The organism is Streptomyces sp. NPDC004561, from assembly GCF_053602155.1.
This window is the reverse complement of sequence record NZ_JBSGDB010000349.1, coordinates 1-9,746: the sequence shown is the minus strand read 5'-3', so window position 1 is coordinate 9,746 and position 9,746 is coordinate 1. Positions and strand designations below refer to the sequence as shown.

The 9,746-nt window shown below is 69.8% G+C and carries 8 protein-coding genes and 3 pseudogenes; 3 read left to right on the top strand and 8 right to left on the bottom strand.

Annotated features, from left to right (window positions below):
• Window positions 1-27: 27 nt before the first annotated feature.
• The 4 genes from ACWEN3_RS33315 to ACWEN3_RS33300 all read right to left on the bottom strand — a co-directional run bounded on the left by ACWEN3_RS33315 (window position 28) and on the right by ACWEN3_RS33300 (window position 4,777).
• Window positions 28-894, bottom strand: a complete 867-nt coding sequence (locus tag ACWEN3_RS33315; RefSeq protein ID WP_452978487.1) for a carbohydrate ABC transporter permease — start codon at window positions 892-894, stop codon at window positions 28-30.
• Between the two features lie 11 nt (window positions 895-905).
• Window positions 906-1,853: a carbohydrate ABC transporter permease gene (locus ACWEN3_RS33310; protein WP_452978485.1), complete on the bottom strand. Its 948-nt coding sequence runs from the start codon at window positions 1,851-1,853 to the stop codon at window positions 906-908.
• A 12-nt stretch (window positions 1,854-1,865) separates the two neighbouring features.
• Entirely contained in the window at window positions 1,866-3,209 is a 1,344-nt protein-coding gene (locus ACWEN3_RS33305) for an extracellular solute-binding protein (protein WP_452978482.1), read from the bottom strand.
• 503 nt (window positions 3,210-3,712) lie between these two features.
• A complete protein-coding gene (locus tag ACWEN3_RS33300) occupies window positions 3,713-4,777 on the bottom strand; it encodes a LacI family DNA-binding transcriptional regulator (protein WP_452978479.1) in 1,065 nt (354 codons plus the stop codon).
• A gap of 217 nt (window positions 4,778-4,994) precedes the next feature.
• Here ACWEN3_RS33300 and ACWEN3_RS33295 point away from each other — a divergent pair, with 217 nt between their 5' ends.
• Entirely contained in the window at window positions 4,995-6,845 is a 1,851-nt protein-coding gene (locus ACWEN3_RS33295; protein WP_452978476.1) for a glycoside hydrolase family 2 protein, read from the top strand.
• Window positions 6,846-6,964: 119 nt separating this feature from the next.
• On the opposite strand, the pseudogene ACWEN3_RS33290 reads toward ACWEN3_RS33295, so the two are convergent.
• The 3 genes and pseudogenes from ACWEN3_RS33290 to ACWEN3_RS33280 form a co-directional block, all read right to left on the bottom strand.
• Window positions 6,965-7,122 (bottom strand): annotated as a pseudogene (locus ACWEN3_RS33290) (helix-turn-helix domain-containing protein); the annotation flags it as partial.
• Between the two features lie 120 nt (window positions 7,123-7,242).
• Window positions 7,243-7,500, bottom strand: coding sequence for a hypothetical protein (locus ACWEN3_RS33285; protein ID WP_452978474.1), 258 nt, complete (start codon window positions 7,498-7,500; stop codon window positions 7,243-7,245).
• A gap of 136 nt (window positions 7,501-7,636) precedes the next feature.
• Window positions 7,637-7,996, bottom strand: coding sequence for a hypothetical protein (locus ACWEN3_RS33280; RefSeq protein WP_452978490.1), 360 nt, complete (start codon window positions 7,994-7,996; stop codon window positions 7,637-7,639).
• On the opposite strand from ACWEN3_RS33280, the pseudogene ACWEN3_RS33275 reads away from it, so the two are divergent.
• Window positions 7,977-8,298 (top strand): annotated as a pseudogene (locus ACWEN3_RS33275) (FtsW/RodA/SpoVE family cell cycle protein); the annotation flags it as partial. The gene ACWEN3_RS33280 and the pseudogene ACWEN3_RS33275 sit on opposite strands and share 20 nt — an antisense overlap.
• A 29-nt stretch (window positions 8,299-8,327) precedes the next feature.
• Here ACWEN3_RS33275 and ACWEN3_RS33270 read toward each other — a convergent pair.
• Complete coding sequence (locus tag ACWEN3_RS33270; protein ID WP_452978471.1) at window positions 8,328-9,275, bottom strand: heavy metal transporter; 948 nt, start codon at window positions 9,273-9,275, stop codon at window positions 8,328-8,330.
• 178 nt (window positions 9,276-9,453) lie between these two features.
• Between ACWEN3_RS33270 and ACWEN3_RS33265 the strand changes: the two are divergent.
• Window positions 9,454-9,746, top strand: a pseudogene (locus tag ACWEN3_RS33265) (FtsW/RodA/SpoVE family cell cycle protein); the annotation flags it as partial.

Here is a 9,746-nt window from a genome sequence, read left to right as displayed (position 1 = left end):
GGCGAGGCGGCGGCGGGGTCGGGTCCGTCACTTGATGCCCGTCGTGGCGATCCCCTGGACGATCTGGCGCTGGAAGACCAGGAAGACCGCGATGAGCGGGATGAAGCCGAGGACCGAGGAGGCCATGACCTCGGCGTACTGGGGGCTGGTGGGGTCCACCAGTGAGGCGAGGCCCACAGGGATGGTCTGGGACTTGGTCTGGCTGAGGACCAGCAGCGGCCACAGGAACGAGTTCCAGGAGCCGATGAAGGTGAGGATCGCGACCGTGGACACCGCCGGCCGGCAGATCGGCATGCAAACGGTGGCGTAGACCCGCCACCAGCTCGCGCCGTCGATGCGGGCCGCCTCGATCAGTGCCGTGGGGATGCCGCGGAAGAAGGAGTGGAAGACGAACACCGAGATCGGTGCCGCGACCGACGGCAGGATCAGCGCCCAGAACGTGCCGAGCAGGTGGAACGACCGGTACTCGATGAACTGGGGCAGTACCAGCGCCTCGGTCGGCAGCATCAGTCCGGCCGTGACGACGGCCATGACCAGGCCCCGGCCGCGGAAGCGCAGGAAGGCCAGCGCGAATCCGGCCATCGAGCAGAAGGCCACCGTGAAGATGACGGCGAGCACCGAGATCACCAGGCTGTTGAGGTACCAGGTGCCGATCGGATGGTTGTCCCAGGCGGTCGAGTAGGCATCCAGCGACCAGCCGCCGGCGAAGATCGATGTGGGGCTCTGGGTGATGGACGCGTCGTCGCGCAGCGAGGTGATCAGTGCCCAGACGAAGGGCACCAGCCAGATCAGGGCGAACAGGGTCAGGCACACGGCGCAGAGCCGGTTGAAGAGCTTGGCGCCGTTGACCGCGCCCTTCGGTTCGGCGGACTGCGGCTGGGTGATGGTGGTCATGGGTCCTCCGCTCAGGCCGCGCTGCTGGTCGCGCGACGGCGCCGCAGCCCGTACCAGGCCGCCGAGATCGCGACGATGATGACGAAATACACCATGGTGGCGGCAGCGCCGTAGCCACCTCGGTAGGCGGTGAAGCCGGTGTCGTAGATGTACTCGATGACCGGTCGGGTGGATTGGTTGGGTCCGCCGCCGAGCAGCTGGTAGATCTGGTCGAACACCTTCAGCGAGGCGAGGATCTGGAGGATCAGCACCAGGCTCGTGGTCCGGCCGAGCAGCGGCACCGTGATGTGGCGGATCTGCTGCCAGGGGCTCGCGCCGTCGATCGCCGCCGCCTCGTAGACGTCCGCGGGGACGTCCTGGATCGCGGCGGTGTAAAGGACGAAGTTGAAGCCGAACGTCCACCACACGGTCATCAGCACGACGGCGGTCCAGCCGCCCGAGGTGCTGCCGATGAAGTCCGGCACCGGCAGTCCGACGGCGTCGAAGACCTTCGGTATGAGGCCGATCTGCGGGGTGTACATCCACAGGAAGACCAGGGTGACCACGGAGGACGGCACGACGTACGGCACGAAGAAGGCGATGCGGTAGAAGAGCCGGCCGCGGCGTATGCGCGAGGCCAGGATGGCGACGCCCAGCGCGAGGATCACCAACGGGGGCGTGGTCAGCAGCGTGAAGAGCACCGAGTGCCACATGCTCTCCCAGAAGAGGGAGTCGGTGAGCACCTCGCGGTAGTTCGACAGGCCGACGAAGTCCCCGAGGCCGCTCTTGACGGTGGTGGTGTTGAAGAAGCTCAGCACCACGCCGACGAGCAGCGGGCCGACCAGGAACAGCAGGTAGATCACGAGGAAGGGGGCGGTGAGCAGCCTGCCCGCCCGGCGTTCGGAACGGGTGGGCCGGTCGGCGGCGAGGCCCGTGGGGGCCGCGGCGGGTGCCGGTCGCGTCGAGACGACGGTCGTCATGGTGACTGCCTCCTACTTCATCGTGACCGGCGGTCGGGACGTGGTGTACCGCTTCAGGGCGGAGCGCATCGCGCCCGCCATGCCCTTGGGCGAGATCCGCCCGGCGAGCGCCTCGATGACCGTTCCGCCGATCACGCCCTGGAAGTCCGAGCCGGCGCCGGTGTACCAGGCCACCGGGTCGTACTGGGCGTCGAATGCGGCCTGCACGTAGTTGCGCTGCGGCGACAGGTCGAGGAACGCCTTGCTCTTCTGCGTGGGCAGCCAGGCCGGGATGTGCCCGCCCTCGGCCCACACCGCGCTGCTGTCGAGCAGGCTCTTGACGAACTTCGCGGCGTTGCGGGTGCGGGTCTCGTTGCCGCGGTCGTTGCGCGGCAGGATCAGCGCGTGCGAGTCGGCGTACGCCACCGGCTTCGAGCCGAGCAGCGCCGGGAACGGCACCACGTTGAACTTCAGGTTCTTGACCTGCCGGTACGTCGGGATCTGCCACTCGCCGTCGAAGAGGAATCCGGCCTTGCCCGTGCTGAAGAGGGCGTTGGCGCCGGCGCCGGTGAGGCTCTTCGGCATCAGGTTCGGACCGGTCAGGCTCTGCATGAAGGCGACCGTCTCCCGCATCGCCTCGTCGTCGATGGCGATCTTCGTCCCGGAGTCGGTGACGATCGGGCCGGCGAGGCCAGAGTAGATCATGCTGAAGAAGCGCCAGGCCGTGGACGGGTCGGCGGTGATCGACATGACCGCGCCGTACTGGGCGCCGCCCGCGTTCTTCATCGCCTTCACCGCGCCGACGAAGTCCTCCTTGCCCTTGAGGGGCACGAGACCGTCGCCGGCGGAGTTCAGCAGGCCCGCCTTGCGGGCGATGTCCACGTTGTAATAGAGGACGAAGGGGTGCGTGTCCAGCGGGACCGCGTACACCGTGCCGTCCACGGTGGCCTTCTTCCAGGCCGCCGGGGTGAACTTGTCCTGGGTGACACCCAGTTCCCCGAGGGGGGTCCGCTCGATCGGCTGCAGCAGGCCGGAGGAGGCCAGCAGCGGAAGCCGCGAGAGGTGGGTGATGCCGACGTCCGGCGGCGTGCCGCTCGCGGTGGCCAGTGCCAGCTTCGTGTAGTACGGATTGCCCCAGCCCAGGATGGTCGCCTCGACCGTCGTTCCCGGGTTGGCCTTCTGGAACGCCTTCTCCATCAGCACCATGTTGGCGCCGTCACCACCGGTGAAGAGGTTCCAGAAGATGACATCCGCCGTGTTCGGCTGCGAGCCCGTCAGGCCGGACGCGAGCGGGGAGGAGCACGCCGCGAGCCCTCCGGTCAGGGCAAGGCCACCACCGAGGGCAAGAAACCGTCGGCGCGCCATCGCTCCGCTCATAGGGGTATTCACCTCGTTACTTCGATGTGAACTCGATGGCGCAGACCTTGGCACACGTTTTGCAACGATGCAATACATCGATCGGAAGAAGCCCGCCGGGCCACTGAAGCGACGCCGTCGACTCGTCTCCCGCGATCCCGCCGACCCATCTCCCGTGACCCACCGCCCGGTTCCACGACCCCCCGAGGCCAGTTCCGCGACCCCTCCGAGGCCAGTTCCGCGACCCCTCCGAGGCCGGTTCCGTCACTCCCCCGAGGCCGGTTCCACAGCGGCGCAGGAAGCGGTTCCGGGGCGGCGCGGGGCATGGTTCCGGGGCGGCGCGCGCTCCTCACCACGCCGGTCAGCGCTCGAACCACACTCCCCCACACCCTCATGAATCGCGCATCCTCGGGATGCGGGCGCGCCGCGCCCGACGCGCCGGACCCACCCTGCACCTGCCGGGCCGTCGTACACCGCGACAGGCGTCAGCGGGACAGGCGTCACCTCGCGCGCCGGGCCCCGGTTCACTCCTGCGGGGGCTCACGGCGCGAGGACTCCCGGACGACCAGCCGGTACGGCGTGGCCTCCTGAGGGGCCGCCACCATCGCTCCCACCTGCGCGTCCTCGCCGGACACGTCCTCCTCGGACCCTCCGGGGCGCTGCATCTGCTCCTCCAGCAGGGCCAGCGAACGCTCGGCGATGGCGTCAAGATCAGGGGCGATGGAGCTGAGCGGCGGGTGGGTGTAGGCCGACTCCTGGATGGCGTCGATGCCGACGACGGCGACGTCCTCGGGCACCCGTACCCCGAAGGCGTCCAGGGCCCGCAGCGCGCCGACGGCGAGCGCGTCGTTGAAGGCGAAGATGGCGTCGGGCAGCGGGCCGTCGCCCTCCAGCAGCTCCCGCACGGCCGCGTAGCCCTGGTCCCTGGTCCAGTCCTCGACGGGTACGACCAGCCAGTTCACCCGCCGTACCCGGGCCGCCGACATCGCCTGCTCGTACCCCTCGGTGCGCTGGCGACCGTTCTCGCTGCCGTTGCGGCCGAGTGCGACGATCCAGCGGCAGCCCTGCTCCAGCAGGTGCTCGACCGCGGTGCGGGCGGCCTCCACGTTGTCGATGCCGACCCGCGGGAACTGGTCGCCGACACTGTGCTCACCCAGCATGACCAGCGGAAAGTCCGGCTTCTTTGCGGCGATGTCGCTCGCCGGCAGGGTCAGGGCGCTCAGCAGCACACCGTCGGCGACATTGGTCAGGCCGCCCTCGAGGATCCGCCGCTCCACCTCGCTGTCGCCCGCGGTCGACTCGACGAGCACCGTGATGCCGCGCCGGCCTGCGGCCCGGATCACGGCCTCAGCGAGCTCGGCGAAGTAGGGCTCGGCGACGAAGGGCACCGCAAGGGCGATGAAGCCCGTGCGGCCCGAGCGCAGGCCGCGGGCCAGGTAGTCCATGCGGTAGCCCAGCTCGTCGAGCGAGCGCTGTACCTTGGCGCGGGTGTCGGGGCTCACGTGCGAGTAGCCGTTGACCACGTTCGACACCGTCCGCACCGACACGCCGGCGTGCTCGGCCACGTCCCGCATCCGCACCTTGGCCACTGGGGCCTCCTTCCCGTCGTGTCGGCACTCAGAGCCTGCCGGCTGGCCTCGATCGGGCGCCCGACAGGCTCTCAGAGTCTGCCGCACCGGAGAGCCCGGACTCATCGTCGCATCCCACCGGAGCCTTGCATCGATGCAAAAGATCACTCATGATGACAGGGCTTCGATCGTAGAAACGCCTATGCCGGGAATTCCGGATAAGCCAGGAGGAGGATCTGTGAAGGCGAGCGAGCAGGACGGGACGTATCCGAGGCCGATCCTGCAGCGGGAGCAGTGGCACAGCCTCGACGGCGTCTGGGAGTTCGGGTACGACGACGCCCGCGAGGGCGAGCGCGATGCGTGGTTCTCCGAGGAGGCGACGGGTGCGTTCGACCGGGAGATCACCGTCCCCTTCCCGCCCGAGGCCCCCGCCTCCGGCATCGGTGAGACCGCTGCGCACGCGGTGGTCTGGTACCGCCGCCGCATACCCCACGACGTCCTCGCCGTCAGCGGCGGCGAGCGGGCGCTGGTGCACTTCGGAGCCGTCGACCACCGGGCCAAGGTCTGGCTGGACGGCCGGCTGGTGGCGGAGCACGTGGGCGGCCAGACGCCGTTCACCGCCGACGTGACCGATGCGCTGCGCCCCGGCGCCGACGAGCACGTGCTCGTCGTCCGCGCCGAGGACGACCCGGCCGACCTGGCACAGCCGCGCGGCAAGCAGGACTGGCAGGACCGGCCGCACGCGGTGTGGTACGAACGGACCACCGGCATCTGGCAGACCGTGTGGACCGAGACCGTCGCGGGTCTGCACGTCACCGACCTGGCCTGGATCCCCGACCCGGCGCGCGGCGTCGAGGCCGAGATCACCCTGGCCTCGGTGCCGGCCGCCCCCGTGAGCGTGGAGATCGTGCTGAGCCATGGCGGCGAGGTGCTCGCCGAGTCCACCTCTGCGGTACGCACCTCGCGCAGCCGCATCGACCTCGTCGTCCCCGCCCTGCGCAACGGCATCGACCGCGAGGACCTGCTGTGGAGCCCCGAGCGGCCCACCCTGATCGACGCGCGGGTGACCGTCCGCGACGCCGCCACCTCCGAGGTGCTCGACACCGTCGTCAGCTACGTCGGTCTGCGCAGCGCCGGTGTCGGCCGGGGCGCCTTCCTGCTCAACGACCGCCCCTATTACATGCGTTCGGTACTCAACCAGGGCTACCGCCCCGACACCCTGATCGCGAACTCCGGCACCGCCGAACTGCGCCGCGAGGTCGAGCTGATCAAGGCGATGGGCTTCAACGCGGTCCGTATCCACCAGAAGGCCGAGGACCCGCGCTTCCTGTACTGGGCCGACCGGCTCGGCCTGCTGGTGTGGGGCGAGACCGGGGCCGCGTACGAGTACGGCACCCAGGCCGTGGAACTGCTCACCCGTGAGTGGCTCGACATGGTGCGGCGCGACCGCAGCCACCCCTCGATCGTCACCTGGGTGCCGGTCAACGAGAGCTGGGGCTGCTCCGACATCGCGAACGACCCGGCGCAGCAGGCCTACACGGTCGCGCTCGCGAACCTCACCCGCGCCCTGGACCCGACCCGCCCGGTCATGTCCAACGAGGGCTGGGAGCACACCGACAGCGACATCATGGGTGTGCACGACTACTCCTCGGACCCCGGGCTGCTCACCCGCCGCTACGGCGACGCCGCCGGGTTCGAGGCACTGCTGGCCTCGCCGGGCCCGGCCGGGCGAACCCTCTCGCTCGACGCGCGGCAGACGGAGCGCTACCGCACCGGGGAAGTCCCCCTGATTGTCACCGAGTTCGGCGGTCTGTCCGTGGGCGCCGAGGAGGACGAGTTCTCCTACACGCGGACCAGCTCCGACACGCAGTACGCCGCCCTGCTCGGCGACATCTTCGGTGTGCTGCACACGAGCCCGATCGTCGCGGGCTTCTGCTACACGCAGTTCATGGACACCGCCCAGGAGACCAACGGCCTCCTCTACACGGACGGTTCGCCTAAGCTGCCGCTGGAGACGATCCGCCGCATCGTCACCGGCACCGATCCCGCCCCCGAGGAGAAGCCCGAGTCTCCGGCCCTGGCCAACTAGGTTGGATTTACCAGCGACGTTGTAGACACGGCTGATCGGGGGGTGGTCGCCGAATGCGGTGTGGCTGCGGTGGTAGTGGTAGGTGTGGAGGATGTGGGGCCCCGCCACTACGCCGGGGCTGCGGCCGGGCCGGACTCGGCGTATCGGTCGGCCCACCGCTTGGCGGTGGGCCAGGACACGTGGTAGCGCTCGGCTGCACGGGCGACCGGCCACCGTCATCGACAATCAGACGCGCCAGGCGCAGACGGGCATGAGGCGTCGAAGCAGCGTGAGCCAGGCCTCCTGGTTGGCGGAGCGGTTCCTCGACAGCTCCACTCCACAACGGAGGCCTTCGCCCGTCACCTGATTCAGACGGCGTCAAAGCACAAACTCGACCAACCTGCCTCGGCAGTACGCCCTAGACCAGCAGGGCGATCCGGTCGGGGTCGTAGACCACCCAGCGCGGCGTCGGGACGCCGGACAGGCGCAGGCGGCACAGGGTGGTGCCACCTGGGCCGGTCCACCAGGCGGTGATGGTGCCCGGCAGCGGCCATCCGCCGTGATCGGAGACGGCCACGAGCCGGTAGGTGTGCTCGATCCGGTCGTCGGGGCCGGGCGAGGGGCATCCCGTCGCCAGTTCCTCCAGCAGGCGCTTCGCCGTGGACTCGCGTCGCATGGTCGGTCCTCCCCCTCGGATCCGTCAGCAATACTTTCATTATTACGCAACTGACGCATTGTTTCCTGATGGTGCCGCTCTGTCAGCCGGCGCCGCCTGCCGGAGGCCGGCCGTCCTCGGCGGGTGCCGCTCGGTGTCAGGTCGCCAGTCGCCACCGCCGAAGTCGCTCCCGCCGTCGGAGCCGAAGTCCGCCGAAACTGCCTCTGAAGTCCGAGGCGTTGAAGTCCGCGCCGGAGAACTCGCCGCCCTCCGGCAGGTCGCCAGTCCCCAGGAAGCCGTCGCCACCGTCAGCGAAGGCCGAGGGCGCGCTGAGCAGGCTGCCGAGCAGGGTGCCCGCGAGCACGGCGCCGACGACACCTCCGGCGCCGCCGAAGTAGCCGCCCGCCCAGAGGGCATAGGCCGGGCCCGCGTTCCAGTACGGCTGGGGCCCTGATCGGTGGGGGCCATGCAGGTCAGCGGCTGTCGTGCCCGAGTAGCAGACCGACCCCGTCTTCACCGTCGCCGGCGAAGAACTGGGCTTCGCACGACGGTATCCTGATCATCGGCCTGATCGGGATCATCCTGTGGCGGCCCTGCCGGATCGCGCGCGAGTCGACCGACCTGTACAGCACTATCGTCGCCAGCGGGATGCCGCCTGGCTCGCCTTCCAGTCCTTCGGGAACGTCGGCATGGCGCTCGACGTTATGTTTTGGGGGCCCCGTCGCGTTCGTCTCCTACAGCGACTCGTCCATGTTCGCCGTGTGGGTGACCGTGGGGCTCCTTCAGTCGACAAGGGTCCAGCAGCCCGTGCAGGAATAGTGCCCAGTGCCGAGTCCCTGGGCCAGGCCCTACGTGTGCTTCCCCAGTGTCACTGCCAACCTCGAGGTGCCCCCCGGCCCCGACTCGGATACGGCCCCCGCCCCGGAACCCGGCGCCATACGCGTCCAGCCCTGGTCCGACTCGGTGCTGCTCCAGTGCCGGCGGTCGAACGTCACGGAGGTGGTGTGCAGCGTGGTGGCGTGGCAGACCAGCCACAGGGCGAGGGACCAGCCCGTGGCCGCCTGGTTGGTCGCGATCGGGTAGCTGACGCCGGCGCCGCCGGTCGCGGGTACGGCGGACGGCGCCCGGCCGAACTCCCGCCGGACGGCCGCCGCGACAGCGTCACCGGTGCCGTCCTCGTGTACGGCGTCCGCCGCACCGTTCTGCCCGGCGGAGGCTGTCGGATCGGCTGCGCTCACCGTGCAGCTCAGCGCGGGCCCTTCCTGTCCCGTGAGCACGTCGGCCAGCGTCGTGGCCATGGCCTGGTGCTGTGCGTAGGCCTCCGGGTAGCCACTGTGCTGGACCTGCTGCGCGGCTTCGGTGACCGGCAGATCGACGTAGTCCGGCACCTTGACCAGCGCGTCGAAGAACCTGCCCGACGCGTAGACGGGATCGCGGATCTGCGCGGCGCTGCCCCAGCCCTGGGACGGGCGCTGCTGGAACAGGCCGAGAGAGTCCCGGTCCCCGTACGCGAGATCGCGGAGCTTGGACTCCTGGATCGCGGTCGCCAGGGCGACGGTGACGGCCCGTTCGGGAAGACCGCGCGCGTGCGCCACGGCCGCGATGGTCGCGGCGTGGGACGCCTGGTCCAGATCGAGCGTGACGGTCGCACCGTCCGTGCCGTGCGCCGTGCATTGGTCGGACGGCGCCGAGCGGATGAACCGAACGGCGAGATAGCCCACGAGCGCGAGGACCACGCCCACCCCGATCACCACCGACCACCGCCCGCGGCGCCCCCACCTGCGTGCTGCCGCCACGCCAACCCTCCTCTTACCCACCCTCGGCTACAGTTCAATTGCGCTATTGCGCAACCATATAACTTTGTTGGCCGCGGTCCGGAGGGGGACTCCGGCGGCCGACCCGATCGAGGGGGAAGGCATGACTGGTCGGCGTGGACCGACGAGGCTGGCGGTGCGGCCAGGCCGGTCGGGGGGCATGAGCGACCGGAACCTGGAACTGCTCCTGGTTCTCGGCGCGATCGCCATCTGCCTGTACGGATACGTGGAGACGAACCTCGCCGTGTCCGGGAAGCTTCCACCCAGCACGGCACTGACGTGCCTGGCCGCGGCCGTGCTGCCCGTCGTGTGCCATGTCACCGTACGCCGGTTCGCGCCCCACGCCGATCCGCTGATCCTGCCGCTCGCCACCCTGCTCAGCGGCCTGGGACTCGTCCTCATCCACCGCCTCGACATCGCCTACGCGGCACACTACCGCCACTCGACGCCCGC

What these genes read in the sequence shown, in the direction of transcription:
- ACWEN3_RS33305 (WP_452978482.1), bottom strand. Translation starts at nt 3,209, where the DNA reads ATGAGCGGAGCGATGGCGCGCCGACGGTTTCTTGCCCTCGGTGGTGGC.
- ACWEN3_RS33285 (WP_452978474.1), bottom strand. Translation starts at nt 7,500, where the DNA reads ATGCGACGCGAGTCCACGGCGAAGCGCCTGCTGGAGGAACTGGCGACG.
- ACWEN3_RS33310 (WP_452978485.1), bottom strand. Translation starts at nt 1,853, where the DNA reads ATGACGACCGTCGTCTCGACGCGACCGGCACCCGCCGCGGCCCCCACG.
- ACWEN3_RS33315 (WP_452978487.1), bottom strand. Translation starts at nt 894, where the DNA reads ATGACCACCATCACCCAGCCGCAGTCCGCCGAACCGAAGGGCGCGGTC.